The following is a 16,743-nucleotide window of genomic DNA, read 5'->3' on the forward strand; positions in this document are numbered from 1 at the left end:
GACATGAAAACAGAAACGCTGATGAATATCCCTTTTCCGTGCATGATGACTACGGACGAGCAGGTGATTGTACAGGCCAATGCCTCTTTAAAGAAGCTGAGTGGCGGTATGGAAACTGATGGACGCCATATCAATCAAGTATTTGACGTGTGGGATGAGCTTGGCGGCGGGAAGCTGATTCAGGCTGCATGCGGCAACACCAGCTGTATTTTCATAAAAACGTCCATACAGGATTCAGCGGACTGCCTTTATATTGGCACGATTTCGACTGAGCTTGTTTCATTGATTGATGAACTGAAGGAATCAAAGCGGATTAACCGGGAACTGGATGCGATTATTGATAATTCCTATGACGGCATTTACATAACAGATAAAGATGGGGTCACTCTCAGGACGAACCGTGCCATCGAGCGGATTACAGGCATACCAAAGGAATATTACACAGGGAAAAATGTAAACGCTCTTATTGAGCGCGGGATTCTTGAAAATTCAGTGACCCATAAAGTGATGGAAAAAAGAAGAAGCGTGTCAGTGGTGCAGCTCAACCGGACAGGAAAAGAAACGCTGCTGACAGGAAACCCTGTCTTTAATGACAATGGTGAAATTGAGAGCATCGTTACAAATATCAGAGATTTATCCGAGCTGAACGATTTGCAGAACGCTCTCAGGAAAGCAACGAAACTCAATGACAGCTATAAAAAAGAAATTGAACGTCTTAAAAGAAAAAACAGCAGCGGTGACGTTATTATCGAGAGCGAAGAGCTTGCAGCCATTTATGAAACGGCTGACAGAATCGTCAACGTGGAAGCGACCGTTCTCATTCTGGGTGAGACAGGCGTCGGAAAGGATGTGCTTGCCCGCTACATTTACAGCAGAAGCGGGCGCTCAGATAGAGGGAGGTTTATTAAAGTGAACTGCGGGGCCATCCCCCCTGATCTTCTGGAATCTGAATTGTTTGGCTATGAGGGCGGAGCCTTTACTGGCGCAAATAAACAAGGGAAACCGGGTATGTTTGAACTTGCAGACGGAGGCGTCCTGTTTTTGGATGAGGTGGGCGAGCTTCCGCTGAATCTGCAGGTTAAGCTGCTTCGCGTGATTCAGGAGAAAGAGTTTCAGCGGGTCGGTGCAACGGTTTCTAAAAAAGCAGATGTCCGAATTCTTGCTGCGACAAATAAGGACTTGAAAGAAATGGTTCAAAACGGAGAGTTCCGCGAAGATTTATTTTACCGTCTCAATGTTGTTCCAATTTTCATTCCTCCTCTCAGGAACCGGAAAAACGACATACTGCCGATTGTTACTTTCTTTTTGGAAAAAGCCAATCTTAAGTACGGCAAGAGCAAACGGATGGATGCAGCGCTGAAAGATTTCTTTTACACCTACAGCTGGCCGGGAAATGTCCGGGAGCTTGCCAATTTGGTTGAGAGGCTTGTGCTGATCAGTGAAGAGGATGTGCTGACACATGAGAATCTGCCGGCCGAGTACAAAGGGGAAGGGCCGATTAAGCTATCTGAAATTGTCACGTTAAAAGAAGCTGCTGAACTCGCGGAAGAAAAAATCCTGACTCTTGCTGTCCAAAAATACCGGACAACCTATGAAATGGCAGAAGCTCTGGACAGCAGCCAGCCGACGATTGTCCGAAAACTGAAGAAGTACGGACTTGCTGTCAGGCAGCCTGTCCACTAATTTGCCTGAGGAACGGCCTGTCGCCGGCACATCCTTCATACAATTGTCGAATATTCTGCGCTCTCCCCGTGGTACAATAAAGCATATTGAAACACAAGGAGAGAATTTTATGGAACAGACACATCGCTCAGGCAAGAATTACACGGCGATTATCGTAACCCTTTCCCTTGTCGTCAATGCCATCATCCTAGGCTTGTTCTTTTTGCCGATCGGATACGGCGGCGAGGTTACATTCGATATTCATATTTTTCCGCGGATCAATGCCGTACTGAACAGCTTCACCTTTGTCTTTTTAGTCATTGCGCTCGTATCGATTATTAAGAAAAACGTCAAGCTTCATAAAGGCTTCATACTGGCAGCCTTTACGACAACTCTGCTTTTCTGCGTGTCGTATTTGACCTATCATTACCTTTCAGTTGAAACGACCCGGTTCGGCGGAGAAGGAATCATCCGCAGCGTGTACTTCTTTATTTTAATTACACACAGCTTCCTCGCAGCCATCATTGTGCCGCTTGCGCTTTTCTCACTCGTGTGGGGATGGACTGGCCAGCTTGACAAGCACCGCAAAATTGTCCGCTGGAGCATGCCGATCTGGCTTTATGTAAGCTTTACAGGTGTTGTTGTGTATTTGATGATTTCCCCGTACTATTAAGGAGCTCAGCTTTTGCTGGGCTTTTTTTGTGTTTTCAAAAGACGGAACTATTTTTAAAAGTATAATGATTTTAATAGAACTTTTTTGAAACTTTTCCAGCATGTGTTTCCTCTAACAGCTGAAAGGAGAGGAAGAAGTGGACATACATACTGTAAAAAAAGCGATGAAAGGCAATGAAAAAGCCTTTGAAAAACTGATCAAACAGGAAAGTACAAAGCTGTATAAAACCGCGTTTATATATGTGAGAAACAAAGAAGACGCACTGGATGTTCTCCAGGACACGGTCTGCAAAGCGTTTATCTCGATTGGAACGTTAAAGCAGCCCGAATATTTCAGTACGTGGCTGATGAAGATTTTAATCAGAACAGCCTTTGAGCTGCTGAGAAAGAAGAAGAAAGCCGTTGCCATGGAAAGTGCGTTCCTTGAGAACGTTTCTTTTGTGCAAAAGGAAAATGACCTGGATCTTGTCCGTGCGATAAGCGGACTTAGTGAAAACTACCAGACCGTTATTCTCTTGTTTTATTATCACGATTTACCAATCCGGACAATTTCAGACATGATGGAAAAACCCGAAAACACAGTGAAAACCTATTTGCGCAGAGCTAAAGCTGAGCTGAAAGCAGCCCTTGAAGGAGGAAAAGACCATGAACAAAAGCTGGTTTGACAGTCAGATCGATCAAATTGCCGTACCGGAAGACGACATTATGGCCGCCGTGTCCCGCGGAATACATGAAGGCAAAAAACAAAAAAAGAAGAAAATGTTCGCTTCTGCCGGAGTTTTGTCAGGATCTGCAGCTGCCATCATTCTTGGAACAGGGTTTTTCTTTGCGCCAGTCAATGGGGTGCTCGCGAGTGTTCCACTGATTGGATCACTCTATGAACCGTTCTCTTCCTTTACGATAGGAAAAGAACTTGCTTCAGCAGGACTCGTCAAGGAACTGAACGAGAAGGCTGAAAGCGGCGGAATAAGTATTACGCTGACAAGTGCTTATTATGAAGGAAATGTTGTCGGAATCACGTTTAAAGCCGAAGGGGAAAACCTGCCGGAGAAATGGAAAGAAGGCCCGAATGATCCCGCTTCCGGCTACAGCCTGTCATTATTTGACGGCAAAGAATCCAGTCAGCTGGCGGGCAGTCATTCACTCGTTGAAACAGAAAATGGATACATTGGAACGGCTGAGTATTACTTGGATGAAAAGAAGCTTCCCTCGGACTTTACTCTTCCGTTGACATTCACTTCAATTGCCGGAGAAAAAGGTGACTGGAAATTTGAAGTACCTTTAAAGCGGATTGAACCTAAGGTACTTGCCGTAAACGGAGTGTCGAAATCAGGAAGCGAATCGGTAACTATTCAAACTGTCGCAAAAGGGAAAACGACGACAGTGATTGAATACAAAACGATTCTTTCAAACGAATATGACCAACTCTCTTTTAAGATAAAGGATGCAGGAGGCAAAGAACAGTTTCCAGTGAGCAGCCAGGTGATCCGTTCTGAGAAAAAAGCTGGAATGATCGTCACAGACTGGCGCGTGTTATATACAGATGATCTTTTAAAAAATGAAGATGTGTTAACAGTTCTTCCTGTTATTGAAAGGGATGAGTCTCCGACAATGGCTAAACTGTCACCAGCGCTTGTCGTTGAAAGCAGCCGGTTTGGCTATCAGCTGCGAGTGGAACAGGTGAAAAGAGATGGAGATCAGCTCATTGTTGATTATCATCTTTCAAATGCTTCTGATGAGGAATTCAAAAAGGGCGTATTTCAGAACTTTGCAGAAGGAGTTTCCATTAAAAACAAAGAGACTCTCATGAACGGCAAAATAAGTATAGCTGCTGATAATAAGGAACTTCGCTTTCAGTCGGTCTATGCCATTCCCTCTGAAACCGATATGAAAGATTTAACACTGTCTGTGCCGTTTGGTGTACTTAGCATGAACCGGCCTTCTGAAAAAATGGAGCCGATTAAAATAGAGTTGGAATAGGACGGTTTGTACCTGATATAAAATGATGCTCCTAACATATAGTTGGGGGCATTTTTTATGGGGGCTGCTGATGGTTTATAGAGTTGGAATCGTGACTTTTAATTTGTGCTGCTAGCTCATGTTTAGAACACTCTCGGCGGGGCTTCGTACTGAGTATGTGTTGCTAAATCATTTATAGAGCATTTTTGCGAGGCCCCGTACTGAGTTAGTGTTGCTAAAACATTTATAGAACACTTTTGGCGGAGCTCCGGGTAGAATTTGTGTTGCTAACTCATGTTTAGAGCACTTTCGGAAGGGCCCAGCACTGAGTTAGTGTTGCTAACTCATGTTTAGAGCACTTTCGGAAGGGCCCAGCACTGAGTTAGTGTTGCTAACTCATGTTTAGAACACTTTAGACGGAGTGCCAAACCTTGTGACCAGGATCCACGCGCCAAGCTAAAAAAGAGGTCATCTCAGAGTCTCCAAACGAGCTTACAGTCCGAATCCAGTGTCTAACAATCCGAATCGCACCTCTAACCAGCGCGGTACCCGGTCTGACGATCCAAATTAGGCTTCTAACAGTCCAACGCAACGCCAAATACAGTCCAAATCTCAATAAAAACAGCAATCAGCCGCAGCCAAAAAAGAGCGAAGATGCCTCTTTTCTAGAAACCTTGTGACCAGGATACCTGTTCCATTAAAAAAAGAGGTCATCTCAGAGTCTCTAAACGAGCTAACAGTCCGAATCCAGTGTCTAACGATCCGAATTGCACCTCTAACAAGCGCGATACCCGGTCTAACGATCCAACTAGGCTTATAACAGTCCAACGCCAAATCCATGCCGCACCGAGTTTGTGCTGCTAACTCAAGATTAGAACACTATCGGCTGGGCCTCGCACCGAGTTTGTGCTGCTAACTCATTTATACAACACTTTCGGGCTGGCCCCGCACTGAGTTTGTGCTTCTAAATCATGTATAGAACACTTTCGGTGGGGCTCCGCACTGAGTTTGTGTTGCTAAATGATTTATAGAACACTTTCGGCGGGGCTCCGCACTGAGTTTGTGCTGGTAAATCATGTATAGAACACTTTCGGCCGAGCCCCGCACCGAGTTTGTGCTGCTAACTCAAGTTTAGAACACTATCGGCTGGGCTTCGCACTGAGTTTGTGCAGCTAACTCATGCATAGAGCACTTTCGGCTTGGCCCCGCACTGAGATTGTGCTGCTAATTCATAATAGTCTAAAGCCAGCACCAATCAGCCCTTGATGCTCCCGAAGGTTTGGCACAGCACCCTCCATCATTCATTCCTGAATCCTCTGATTCAAAAATGAATCGCAAATACCCCGTAATCTCGACAAATTCAATTCAAAAATGAATCACCTCATTCTTTAAATCCTTTAAGATTCCCGTTTTACATCTTGGCACACTTCTTGCATCTATATAAGCAACAACAAAAAAGGGGGATTTAAGGATGCAGGCAACCGTCACACCGGAAATTGAACAAATGAGGAAAATGGTTAGGAGTTTTGTTGATCAGGAGGTTGAACCGTACGCTCAGCAGATTGAGGATGAGGACAGGATTCCGGATCATCTTGTGGAGCAGGCGAAGGATCTGGGACTGTTTGGGATCAGCATTCCTGAGGAGTACGGCGGTATTGGGCTGAATGCGGTCGGAAAGGCGGTCGTGCTTGAACAGCTCGGTCATACCCACAATGGGTTTGTCAGTCTGATCAGCGCTCACACTGGCATCGGAAGCACAGGACTGGTGAAGCTCGCATCAGAGCACTTAAAACAAAAATATTTGCCGGAAATGGCAGCGGGGAAAAAGATTGCTGCTTTTGCATTATCTGAGCCGGGTGCGGGATCTGATGCGACGAATCTTTCAACTCGTGCAGAAAAAAGAGGCAATCAGTGGATCTTGAACGGAACGAAGCATTTCATTACGAATGCGCCAGTTGCGGATGTGTTCACTGTTTTTGCTCTGACGGACAAGGATAAGGGAGCAAAAGGCGGAATCACCGCGTTTTTAATCGAAAAGGATTTTCCGGGATTTTCTCTTGGAAAAAAAGATAAAAAAATGGGTCTTCGCGGGTCTCATACGGCACAGCTGATTTTTGAGGACTGTATCGTTCCTGAGGAAAATGTGATTGGTGAGGTCGGGATGGGATACATGTCGGCACTGAAAATTCTCAGTGAAGGCAGGGTTGGCCTTGCTGCTAGGGCTGTCGGGTCATGCGACAAACTGATAGCGCTTTCAGCATCTTACGCAAAAGAAAGGGTACAATTCGGAAAACCGATTGCCGACAATCAGGCGATCCAATGGATGCTTGCGGATATGGCAACCGAAACAGAGGCAGCACGGACTTTGACTTACATGGCAGCATCTATGATTGACGAAGGGAAAAAAGTAATCAAAGAAGCATCGATGGCTAAGCTTTTTGCATCCGACGTTTTTAACCGCGTTGCGGACAAAGCGGTACAGATTCACGGCGGGATGGGCTATGTTTCCGACTATCCGGTTGAGCGCTTTTACCGTGATGCGCGAATTACTAAGATTTATGAAGGAACGAACGAAATTCAGCGTCTGATCATTGCAAGACGCGTGCTTGAAGAAAATTAGGCGACTGGGGGGAATCAACATGCGCTGGACTGTGCTTGTACTGCTGTTTTTCGGAATGTTCATTAACTTTGCTGATAAATCCATTACTGGACTTGCGGCTGTGCCGATTATGAAGGAATTTAATCTTTCCTATGCCGACTGGGGTCTTGTGGGAAGCAGCTATTACTGGCTGTATCCGGTGACGGGTATTTTCGGGGCTGCCTGGGCAGACAGAGTCGGAGCGAAGAAGGTTCTCGGTTTTCTGATGCTTACGTGGGCTGTGCTGCAGATTGGCGTATTGGCCATTGCAGGTCTTCCGCTTCTTTTGCTTTACCGGTTTTTGCTCGGGGCATTTGAAGGTCCGTTCAGTCCGATTGCCTATAATCACGCCAATACGTGGTTTCCGCCGAAGCTTCGAGGCCTGGCAAATTCCGTTGTTGTTTCAGGAGCAACACTTGGAGCAATGGTCGCAGCTCCGATTTTAGTCGCCCTCATCCACATGTTCGGCTGGAGGGTTGCGTTCGCAGTTCTTGGTCTGGCAAGCATTGTGTGGTTTGTGGCGATTCAGTTTACTAGAGATGTTCCTCGTGCAGATGAGCTTGAAGAAGAGGAAAAGCCAAAAGTGAAAAAACTCGAAAAACTTGATTTGAAAGCATTTATGCTGATGCTGTCAAAACCTTCCGCCCTTTTTACGACGCTTGCTTATTTTTCAACCTATCTTCTTGTCGTCTGGTTTGCCGTCTGGCTGCCTGTTTACCTTGTGAAGGTTGTCAATATGAGCAGCATGGAGATGGGGTATGCCGTATCTGGCATCGGTCTGGTTTCAGTCGGTGTTTATATCGGAGTATCTGTTTTATCAGACAGAATGTTTAAGAAAAACAAAGATTGGAAGACCTCGCGCGTATATGTTGTCGGTTACGCCATGATTATCGGGGCAGTGCTTCTAGCTTCTACCGCTCTTGTCACAAACGCTGTCTGGGTCATCATCGCTATGTGCCTTGCTAAAGGTCTTACATACGCTATCCTGACGATAGGACCGACAATTATGATTCAGCTGCTGCCTGACAGAGGAAATCTTATGACGAGTATTCTGACGTCTTCAGGGAACCTTGCAGGAATTGTAGGTCCGCTTATTACAGGGTATATCGTTGCTGCCGGCGGAGAAAACAGTGCAGCAGGGTTTGACTGGTCCATCTTGTTTATGGCCGGACTGATCGTTTTGTTCGGAGTCTTATTTACTGCATTTGTAAGACCGCAGCAGAAAATCGATTTTGCGCCCGAGCAGCAGGCCGCAATTGGCAAGTAGGGGGTATGCATTGTGAAAAAAGGAATAGAACGGCCCTGGAACTCTTTTTACCAGCACAGGGATGTCCATCTGCCTGAGCAATCTCTCTACATGATGCTGCAGAATACAGCAGAGAGATACGGAAATCAGACGGCCATTTTGTTTGAAGGAGAAGAGACGTCCTATTTGGAGCTTAAGGACCGGGTTGACAGGCTGGCAGGAGCCTGGAGGGAACTGGGCCTTGTAAAAGGGAACCGTATTGGCCTGATGCTAGCCAATCACCCTGATTATGTTGTTTCGTACTATGCCGCACATGCACTTGGTCTTGTTGTGGTTCAGATTAATCCGATGTATACGGCCCGGGAGCTTCTTCAGATTGTGATGGACGCGGAAGTGACCGCTATCGTCGCAGATAAAGCGGGAAGAGAAACCATCAGGAAAATCAGTGATATCTTCACTTTCTCTTATACATTTGGTTCTCAGCCGGACGGGCAGGACGATTCATTTTCCAGTCTTGATCACTTGATTGAATCCGGGAAGCCTCTCCATCAGCCGGAAGAAATTGATGCAGCGGAAGATGTGGCGGTGATTCAGTACACAGGCGGGACAACCGGAAAAATGAAAGGCGCCATGCTCACTCACTACAACCTGACCGCAAATGTCTATCAAAGCTACCTGATGTATGGCGACTCTATGATTCAAGGAGAGGAAACCGTACTCATTGCAACGCCTCTCTACCATGTTTACGCGATGACAAGCGGGATGAATCTTGGCATTTTCATAGGCGGAAGGCTTCTGCTTTTCCGAAAATTTGAGATTGATGATGTTCTGGAAAAAATCAAAGTGTACAGACCGACTTTTTTTCCCGGTGTTCCAAAGATGTACATTGCGTTTGTCAATCATCCCCAAATTGAGGAAGCGAAGCTCCATTGCTTAAAGTTGTGTTCCTCAGGGTCTGCACCGCTTCCGGTGGAAATCATTCAGCGCTTTGAAAAGCTGACAGGTACAAGAATCGGAGAAGGGTTCGGTCTTTCCGAAGCTTCACCTTCCACCCACCGCAATCCGCCTTTTGGAAAACGGAAAATAGGGAGCATCGGCATTCCTGTTCCCCTGACAGACTGCATGATTGTAGATGAAGACAACAGGGAGCTCGGTCCAAAAAGCGTGGGGGAACTGCTGATTAAGGGACCCCAGATTATGAAGGGCTACTGGAAAAATGAAAGCGAAACGCATGCAGCACTTCAAAACGGCTGGCTGTATACGGGAGATCTCGCGACGATGGATGAAGAAGGCTATTTTTACATCGTCGGGCGGAAAAAGGAAATGATCATTCTTGGCGGATTCAATGTTTATCCTCAGGAAATTGAGGGTGTCCTTTATGAGCATCCGGATGTAAAAGAAGCTGCTGTAGTAGGGCTGCCTGATGAAGAACACGGGGAGAGAGTCAAAGCTTACGTTGTTCCTAAAGATGGAAGACTAATAGATGCAGAGGAATTAAAAGGATACTGCTATACAAAGCTGACGCCTTATAAAGTGCCGAAGCAGTTTGAAGTCAGGGAGAGCCTCCCGAGAAACACAGTGGGAAAACTGCTGAAGCGGCTGCTGATTAAAGAAGAGAGTTTGAAAGGGGAGAATGGAAATGAAGATTCATGAGATTGCTGTTATTGGTTCAGGAACAATGGGGTCGCAGATTGCCATGGTGTGTGCACTTTCAGGCTATCCTGTAACGCTTCAGGATGTGAGCGGAGAAAGTCTGGCAAAAGCAAAGGATTTTCTTCATCAGCAGATGGATAAGCGGGTGAAAAAGGGGAGGTATACAGCTGAAGAAACGGATGCTGCATTCAGCAGAATTTTATTTACCTCAAACCTGGCGGATGTAAGAGATGCCGACCTTGTCATTGAGGCCATTGTTGAAAAGCTGGATGTAAAAAGAGAACTGTTCAGGCAGCTGGATAAAATCACGCAGCCGCATGCCATTTTGGCTACAAACAGCTCAACGATCGTAAGCTCGAAACTTGCTGATGCGACCAGCCACCCTGAAAAAGTCTGCAACATTCACTTCTTTAACCCAGCCCTTGTCATGGAGCTTGTAGAAGTCGTGAAAGGACCGCACACGTCAGAAGAAACAGCTAATACAGCCATGGAATTTGTTAAAACGATTAAAAAGACTCCTGTTTTGTTGAAAAAAGAGATTTCAGGTTTTATAGCCAACCGCATATTAGGCAAGCTCATGGATGAAGCTGTCTTTCTGCTTGAAAACGGCTATGCCTCTCACGAAGAAATTGATCTGGTGTGTACGAAAGCGCTGAATCATCCGATTGGTCCTTTTGCCCTGATGGACCTGACCGGTATTGACGTCAATTACTTTGTCCGCATGCAGCGCTATGAAGAGAGCGGGGACGAACGGGACATGCCTGCAAAAATAGTCCGTGAAAAAGTGCAGAACGGAGAACTCGGCCGGAAGACCGGAAAAGGCTTCTATACGTATGAAAAGGCCGCTGTGGAGGGATAGGGTGAAAAAAATCAGTGTGATCGGTGCAGGAACAATGGGGCGGGGAATTGCTTATGCATGTGCTGCTGCAGGCTATGAAGTGACCATCCAGGACATATCAGAACAATCTTTGGAAACGGCGCGCTCATACATCAGCAAGCAAGCCGCAAAAGCCGGAATAAGCATAGAAAACGCAAACCTTGAATTTACGACTGACCTGAAATCAGCTGCAACGGACGCCGACTTAATCATAGAAGCCGTTCTTGAATTAATGGATCTTAAAATCAGCGTGTTTAAAGAGCTTGACCGATATGCAAAGCCTTCAGCCATTCTTGCGACGAATACATCAACCATGAGCCCGACTGAAATTGCCGCGCAGACAGGCAGACCGAATCAGTGTATTGCCCTTCATTTTTTCAACCCTGTCCCTAAAATGAAGCTGATTGAAGTCATATGCGGTCTCGAAACATCAGATGAAACGGTTGAAAGCTGCTTTCATTTCGGCGAAAAGCTTGGAAAAGAATGCGTGAGAATCAATGAATACCCGGGTTTTGCGGTCAGCCGGATGAATTGCCTGATCGGAAATGAGGCGATGACGATGCTTATGGAGGGTGTCGGATCTGCAGAAGACATCGATAAAGCCATGAAGCTTGGATTAAATCACCCTATGGGTCCTTTGGAATTAGCCGATCTAGTGGGACTTGATACAAGGCTTCGCAACATGGAATATCTGCACCGGACACTCGGTGAAAAATTCCGCCCCTGTCCGATTCTTGTGAAATACGTGAAAGCCGGATGGCTCGGAAAGAAAAGCGGACGCGGTTTTTATACTTACAGCTAGGAGGCCATGCATATGAATTTTCAATTGGATGAGGATATTCTGCTGTTAAAGCGGGGTGTCCGCGACTTTGTTCAAACAGAGGTTGAAGCGGCTGCAATGGAAATTGAAGAATCGAATGCAATCCCTGAACGGATTATTGCCATGTCAAAAGAGCTCGGACTATTTGGTTTAAGTATTCCCGAAGAATACGGCGGCCTTGGCATCGGAATGGTTGGAAAGTGTGCTCTGTACGAAGAAATCGGAGCTACACATAACGGGTACACTACGCTGATTGGCGCTCATACAGGAATCGGTACCGTTGGTATTGTGGAAATGGGAAATGAAGGGCAGAAACAAAAATATCTCCCGCAAATGGCTGCCGGAGAGCAAATCGGAGCATTTGCACTGACTGAGCCGAGCGCAGGATCCAATGCGACCAATCTGAAATCAACAGCTGTAAAAAGAGGTGATAAATACATCCTGAACGGGACGAAGCATTACATTACAAACGCGACGGAAGCAGGTGTTTTTACTGTAATGGCTGTGACGGATCCCGCCAAAGGTCCGAAGGGAATCACCTCCTTTATTGTGGAAAAAGATTTTCCCGGCTTCCAAGTAGGAGCTGTTGAAAAGAAAATGGGCCTTCGCGGGTCTCATTCGGCTGAAATCATCATGGAGGATTGCGAGGTTCCAGCAGAAAACGTTCTCGGTGAGGAAGGGCAGGGGTATGTGAATGCCCTGAAGATTCTGGCCAACGGAAGAGCGGGGCTTGCTGCAAGGAATCTTGGTTCATGTCAAAAACTGCTCGATCTTTCCATGCTTTATGCAAAGGACAGAGTGCAATTTGATGTTCCAATCTTTGAGCATCAGGCAGTTTCCCACATGATTGCGGAGATGGCCATGGAAATTGAAGCATTGCGTTCTTTTACCTACAGGGTCGCCTGGATGGTTGATGAAGGCATGAAAGTTATAAAAGAAGCAGCCATGCTGAAGCTGTTCGGGTCAGAGGTGTACAACAGAATTGCAGACAAGGCGGTTCAAGTGCACGGCGGGATCGGGTACATTGCGGATTATCCGATTGAACGTTTTTTCCGTGATGCAAGAATCACAAGAATTTATGAAGGCACGTCCGAAATTCAGAAGAACATCATTGCAGGTCAGCTGAAAAAGCAGTATCAGCAGCAATAGAAAGGGTGAGGGTATGGATTCAATTATTATTGCAAGTGCTGTCCGGACAGCGATTGGGCGCTACGGGGGAACGCTTAAGGACGTTGAGGCAAGCATGCTCGCAGCAAGGGTCATTCAGGAATCCGTTGTCCGCGCTGGGATTACGCCCGAACAGGTGGACGAAGTCATTTTAGGCGAAGTCAGGCAAACGACAATGGCTTCGAATGTTGCAAGGGTTGCAGCGCTCCGTGCGGGTATTCCTGAAACTTCACCCGCCTTTTCCATCAACCGCCTCTGCGCATCCGGCATGCAGGCCATCGCATCAGGAGTTCAGCAGATCATGTCAGGCCAAGCCGAGATTGTTATTGCCGGAGGAACCGAAAACATGAGCCAGGCTCCCATTTATTTAAGGGGATCACGCTTTGGCGGAGATGCAGCTGTACTTGTTGATTCGAACAAAGAAAATGGCCAGCAGCCTAAAGAGATCTATGGAGAGCACCTGGGCATGGGAATAACAGCTGAAAATGTAGCCGAAAAGTATGGCATTACAAGGGAAGATCAGGATGCATTTGCAATCGAAAGCCAGCAGAGAACAGCGAGAGCGGTTCATCAGCAACTTTTTGAAGAGGAGATTGCACCTGTTGAAGTGCCGACTAAAAAAGGCCCGGTTACATTCAAGACAGATGAACACCCCCGTCCGGAATCAACCTATGAAAAGCTGTCAAAGCTAAAGCCCGCTTTCCGCAAATCAGGCACGGTCACGGCAGGGAATGCGTGCGGCAGAAATGACGGGGCTTCAGCCGTTGTCCTGATGAGGGAGAGTAAAGCCAAAGAGCTTGGAATTACGCCAATGGCAAGAATCACGGATTGGGCAGCGGCAGGAGTTTCCCCGGAAATTATGGGAATCGGACCCGTCCCTGCCGTAAGAAAACTGCTCGAGAGAACGGGGAAATCCATAGAAGACATCGATTTATTCGAAGTGAATGAAGCCTTTGCTTCCCAGGCTCTGGCCGTCATAAGAGAGCTTGGACTCGATTCTTCGAAAGTGAATGTAAACGGGGGAGCGATAGCACTCGGTCATCCGCTTGGGGCTACTGGTGCAAGAATAACGGTCTCTCTGCTGCATGAAATGAAGCGTTCCGGCAAAAAGACCGGAATTTCAACACTCTGCATCGGCGGCGGACAGGGAATGGCACTGATGCTGGAGCTCGTTTAAATGAAAGCTCCGGACATGGTGCATTCCTCGTTTTTCAGCCATTTATCAATGAAAAGAGAAGAGAATCAAGGAGACGCTGTTGTTATTTCGGTTGAGACGTGCAGGGAGCATCTGCTTGATGAGGATACGGTTGGGACCGGTGTGTTTTACACACTGCTTGATATTGCAATGGGGACTGCAGCATCACTCGCAGGAGCAGCTCCCACTGCAACTATCGTTCTGAGTTCAACGATCATAGACCCGACACCTGCTCCATTTTTCACTTGTACAGCTAAGGTTATCTGCTCCAGGGACGGGATAGCATCTGCAGAAGGCTGGGTATACAGATCAGATCAGACATTGGCAGCTATTGGACACGGAGATTTTAAATTGCTGAAAACAAGGGGCTGAAATAGATGAATGCTTTTGCAAATATTGAAGTGAAAAAATCAGGGCAGTTTGCCTATTTGATCATTAACCGTCCTGAACGCAGAAATGCATTAAATAAAGAAACACTTGATGAAATGACCGAGGCTCTTCAGGAACTGGCAAAAGACGATGAAACAGGCTGCATCATCTTTACGGGGAGCGGCGAGAAATCATTTGCCGCCGGAGCTGATATTGGCCAGCTGAAAACACGGACTGCTCTGGATGTCTTTAATCCCGGGGGGATGCAGCAGGTATACGACTACATAGAGACATATGAAAAGCCGACGATTGCCATGGTCAATGGATTTGCATTAGGAGGAGGCTGCGAGCTTGCTATGGCTTGTGACATCCGCATAGCCTCTGAACAGGCAAAGTTCGGATTGCCGGAACTGAATCTCTCCATTATCCCAAGTGCCGGCGGGACGCAGCGGCTTGCAAGACTGATTGGAAAAGGGCCCGCGATGAACATGATTCTGAGAGGGAAAATCATTGATGCAAACGAAGCCTATCGCATCGGCTTAGTGTCTGAGGTGGCAGAAAGCGGACAGCTGCAGGCTAGAACAGAAGAAGCGGCAAAGGAAATTTTATCGAAAGGGCCGCTTGCTGTAAAGCTTGCCAAACTTGCTGTACATGCAGGATTTGATGCCGATCAGAGAACGGGTCTTCTGATTGAGAAGCTCGCACAGGCCGTCCTGTTTTCCACAGAGGACAAAAATGAGGGAACGGCAGCTTTCCTAGAAAAAAGAAAGCCGCAGTTTACGTCCAGATAGAAGGGGTGGCTTTTAATGGCAACGGCAATGGATGTGAAAGAAATAAGGCGGAGCTTTGAGGAAAGTCCTTTTTTTCAGCACATGGGAATCGAAATCGTGCACTTTGAGGAAAATGAAGTGAAAATTAAGCTCCAGATGAAAGAGTATGTCCTGAATGCAAACGGCACACTGCACGGCGGCGTACATGCCACCATGCTTGATTATGTACAGGGGATGCTTCTCAGATCTGTGTCCAAAACAAGGTGTGCCACCATCAATTCCAGCATCCAGTACCTGGCACCGAGCACGGGAGGAGAAATCTATGCGGAAGGAAAGATTCTTCAGCTCGGATATAAGACTGCTTTTATGGAAGGTGAAATAAGAGATTCAGAGGGAAAGCTGCTTGCAAAAGGCTCTGGAACGTTCAAGCTGATCAGGGACGGGGAAGATCATTAGGCAGCCGAAATTTATGCAAAGAAAACAGCCGGGGAGTCTAAATGACTGTTTTTCGGCTGCCGAAACAATAAGCTGATAATCCAAAGTAAGCTGATGGGAAAAAGGGAAAGAGCCGTCTTGAAAACAAATGCCAATCCTGTGAAAAAGAGAAAGAGCTCCTTTATTATCAAGGATTCTTTCTCTTTTTTTGAACATTATTGTTTTTTGATACAGCTCTTAAACTCATTCTTTTACTCTATCAAAGAGGAGAGGAAATAGAATGGTATTCATGTTTGAATATAGTAAAACAGGAATAAATTAGGTCTTATTAACTATGGGAGAACAAGGAAGTTCATTCGTATTTATGCATGTTTATGTAAATGTTATTGTAAAGTAATGATTTTTAATTTATAATTTTAAGAAAATTAGAAATAAAAACAGGGGGAATACAGGTGAAGGTATATGTCTCAGTTGACATGGAAGGAATCACTGGACTCGCTGATGAGACACATGTGAATTCATCTAAGCTCAACTATGAAAGAGGCCGGAAAATCATGACAGAGGAAGCGAATGCTGTCATAGAAGCGGCGTTTGAAGCGGGGGCGAATGAAGTCGTTGTTAATGACAGCCACTCGAAAATGAACAACCTCCTGATTGAAAACCTGCATCCTGATACACAGCTGATCACGGGTGATGTAAAGCCGTACAGCATGGTTCAGGGCCTCGACGGCAGTTTCAGCGGAGCTGTTTTCACAGGCTATCATGCACGTGCTTCAAAAAAAGGGGTCATGTCACATACAATGATTTTCGGTGTGAGAGAAATCTGGATCAATGATGTGGCCGTCGGTGAACTGGGATTTAACGCCTATGTTGCAGGCTATCACGGAGTTCCGGTCATTATGGTTGCAGGAGATGACCAGGCAGCTATGGAAGCGGAGGCTCTTATCCCAAACGTCACGACTGCCGTCGTAAAGGAGACGATTTCACGATCAGTCGTTAAATCTCTTACTCCTTCAAAAGCACAGCAGCTGATAAAAGAGAAGACGGCACTTGCCATTAAGAATAAAGAACATGTAAAACCGCTCACTCCTCCAGACCGACCGCTCATGGCCATTGAATTTGCCAACTATGGACAGGCTGAATGGGCAGCGCTCATGCCGGGAACAGAGCACAAAGAAAACACCACGATTGTCACGTTCCAGGCAAGGGACATTCTCGAAGCCTACCGCGCGATGCTTGTGATGACGGAACTGGCTATGAGAACGACATTCTGTTAGGAA

General features: G+C 46.4%; 15 protein-coding genes. All 15 read left to right on the forward strand.

All coding sequences use genetic code 11. The features are described 5' to 3' along the window. Nucleotides 1–3: 3 nt before the first annotated feature. Complete coding sequence (locus tag JOJ89_RS06770; protein WP_203289979.1) at nt 4–1,683, forward strand: sigma-54 interaction domain-containing protein; 1,680 nt, start codon at nt 4–6, stop codon at nt 1,681–1,683. A gap of 109 nt (nt 1,684–1,792) precedes the next feature. Then, a complete protein-coding gene (locus JOJ89_RS06775; protein ID WP_029282044.1) occupies nt 1,793–2,335 on the forward strand; it encodes a DUF420 domain-containing protein in 543 nt (180 codons plus the stop codon). A 163-nt stretch (nt 2,336–2,498) separates the two neighbouring features. Continuing rightward, nucleotides 2,499–2,999 (forward strand): sigma-70 family RNA polymerase sigma factor, encoded by a 501-nt coding sequence (locus JOJ89_RS06780; RefSeq protein ID WP_242524704.1) that lies wholly within the window; start codon nt 2,499–2,501, stop codon nt 2,997–2,999. Continuing rightward, the gene (locus JOJ89_RS06785) at nt 2,980–4,314 is read left to right on the forward strand and encodes a DUF4179 domain-containing protein (RefSeq protein WP_203289980.1); all 1,335 of its coding nucleotides are present in this window, start codon (nt 2,980–2,982) and stop codon (nt 4,312–4,314) included. Before JOJ89_RS06780 ends, JOJ89_RS06785 begins: the two co-directional genes overlap by 20 nt. Before the next feature lie 1,450 nt (nt 4,315–5,764). Then, nucleotides 5,765–6,913, forward strand: a complete 1,149-nt coding sequence (locus JOJ89_RS06790; RefSeq protein WP_029282039.1) for an acyl-CoA dehydrogenase family protein — start codon at nt 5,765–5,767, stop codon at nt 6,911–6,913. A 19-nt stretch (nt 6,914–6,932) separates the two neighbouring features. Continuing rightward, on the forward strand, nt 6,933–8,198 hold the full coding sequence (locus JOJ89_RS06795; protein ID WP_051827020.1) for an MFS transporter: 1,266 nt from the start codon (nt 6,933–6,935) through the stop codon (nt 8,196–8,198). Nucleotides 8,199–8,210: 12 nt separating this feature from the next. Continuing rightward, nucleotides 8,211–9,830 carry a long-chain-fatty-acid--CoA ligase gene (locus tag JOJ89_RS06800; protein ID WP_242524674.1) on the forward strand — a complete coding sequence of 540 codons (1,620 nt, stop codon included), beginning with the start codon at nt 8,211–8,213 and terminating at the stop codon, nt 9,828–9,830. Continuing rightward, nucleotides 9,817–10,689, forward strand: a complete 873-nt coding sequence (locus JOJ89_RS06805) for a 3-hydroxyacyl-CoA dehydrogenase family protein (RefSeq protein WP_481825266.1) — start codon at nt 9,817–9,819, stop codon at nt 10,687–10,689. The genes JOJ89_RS06800 and JOJ89_RS06805 overlap by 14 nt, the downstream gene beginning before the upstream one ends. Nucleotide 10,690: 1 nt before the next feature. Then, entirely contained in the window at nt 10,691–11,509 is an 819-nt protein-coding gene (locus JOJ89_RS06810) for a 3-hydroxyacyl-CoA dehydrogenase family protein (protein ID WP_203289982.1), read from the forward strand. Between the two features lie 12 nt (nt 11,510–11,521). Continuing rightward, nucleotides 11,522–12,676 carry an acyl-CoA dehydrogenase family protein gene (locus tag JOJ89_RS06815; protein ID WP_203289983.1) on the forward strand — a complete coding sequence of 385 codons (1,155 nt, stop codon included), beginning with the start codon at nt 11,522–11,524 and terminating at the stop codon, nt 12,674–12,676. A gap of 13 nt (nt 12,677–12,689) precedes the next feature. Continuing rightward, the gene (locus JOJ89_RS06820; RefSeq protein ID WP_203289984.1) at nt 12,690–13,871 is read left to right on the forward strand and encodes a thiolase family protein; all 1,182 of its coding nucleotides are present in this window, start codon (nt 12,690–12,692) and stop codon (nt 13,869–13,871) included. Further along, entirely contained in the window at nt 13,872–14,261 is a 390-nt protein-coding gene (locus JOJ89_RS06825; protein ID WP_203289985.1) for a PaaI family thioesterase, read from the forward strand. A gap of 5 nt (nt 14,262–14,266) precedes the next feature. Beyond that, nucleotides 14,267–15,049, forward strand: a complete 783-nt coding sequence (locus tag JOJ89_RS06830) for an enoyl-CoA hydratase/isomerase family protein (protein ID WP_203289986.1) — start codon at nt 14,267–14,269, stop codon at nt 15,047–15,049. Nucleotides 15,050–15,064: 15 nt separating this feature from the next. Next, on the forward strand, nt 15,065–15,484 hold the full coding sequence (locus tag JOJ89_RS06835) for a PaaI family thioesterase (RefSeq protein WP_242524675.1): 420 nt from the start codon (nt 15,065–15,067) through the stop codon (nt 15,482–15,484). A 431-nt stretch (nt 15,485–15,915) separates the two neighbouring features. Then, nucleotides 15,916–16,740: a M55 family metallopeptidase gene (locus tag JOJ89_RS06840; RefSeq protein WP_029565359.1), complete on the forward strand. Its 825-nt coding sequence runs from the start codon at nt 15,916–15,918 to the stop codon at nt 16,738–16,740. Nucleotides 16,741–16,743 lie beyond the last annotated feature (3 nt).

The sequence above is a fragment of the Metabacillus sp. cB07 genome, from assembly GCF_016839225.1.
In the GTDB taxonomy this organism is placed as follows: Bacteria; Bacillota; Bacilli; order Bacillales; family Bacillaceae; genus Bacillus_P; species Bacillus_P indicus.

Coding starts and splice junctions, on each gene's coding strand:
- JOJ89_RS06820 (WP_203289984.1), top strand. CDS start 12,690: ATGGATTCAATTATTATTGCAAGTGCTGTCCGGACAGCGATTGGGCGC.
- JOJ89_RS06835 (WP_242524675.1), top strand. CDS start 15,065: ATGGCAACGGCAATGGATGTGAAAGAAATAAGGCGGAGCTTTGAGGAA.
- JOJ89_RS06795 (WP_051827020.1), top strand. CDS start 6,933: ATGCGCTGGACTGTGCTTGTACTGCTGTTTTTCGGAATGTTCATTAAC.
- JOJ89_RS06805 (WP_481825266.1), top strand. CDS start 9,817: ATGAAGATTCATGAGATTGCTGTTATTGGTTCAGGAACAATGGGGTCG.
- JOJ89_RS06785 (WP_203289980.1), top strand. CDS start 2,980: ATGAACAAAAGCTGGTTTGACAGTCAGATCGATCAAATTGCCGTACCG.
- JOJ89_RS06815 (WP_203289983.1), top strand. CDS start 11,522: ATGAATTTTCAATTGGATGAGGATATTCTGCTGTTAAAGCGGGGTGTC.
- JOJ89_RS06830 (WP_203289986.1), top strand. CDS start 14,267: ATGAATGCTTTTGCAAATATTGAAGTGAAAAAATCAGGGCAGTTTGCC.
- JOJ89_RS06775 (WP_029282044.1), top strand. CDS start 1,793: ATGGAACAGACACATCGCTCAGGCAAGAATTACACGGCGATTATCGTA.
- JOJ89_RS06825 (WP_203289985.1), top strand. CDS start 13,872: ATGAAAGCTCCGGACATGGTGCATTCCTCGTTTTTCAGCCATTTATCA.
- JOJ89_RS06790 (WP_029282039.1), top strand. CDS start 5,765: ATGCAGGCAACCGTCACACCGGAAATTGAACAAATGAGGAAAATGGTT.
- JOJ89_RS06780 (WP_242524704.1), top strand. CDS start 2,499: ATGAAAGGCAATGAAAAAGCCTTTGAAAAACTGATCAAACAGGAAAGT.
- JOJ89_RS06770 (WP_203289979.1), top strand. CDS start 4: ATGAAAACAGAAACGCTGATGAATATCCCTTTTCCGTGCATGATGACT.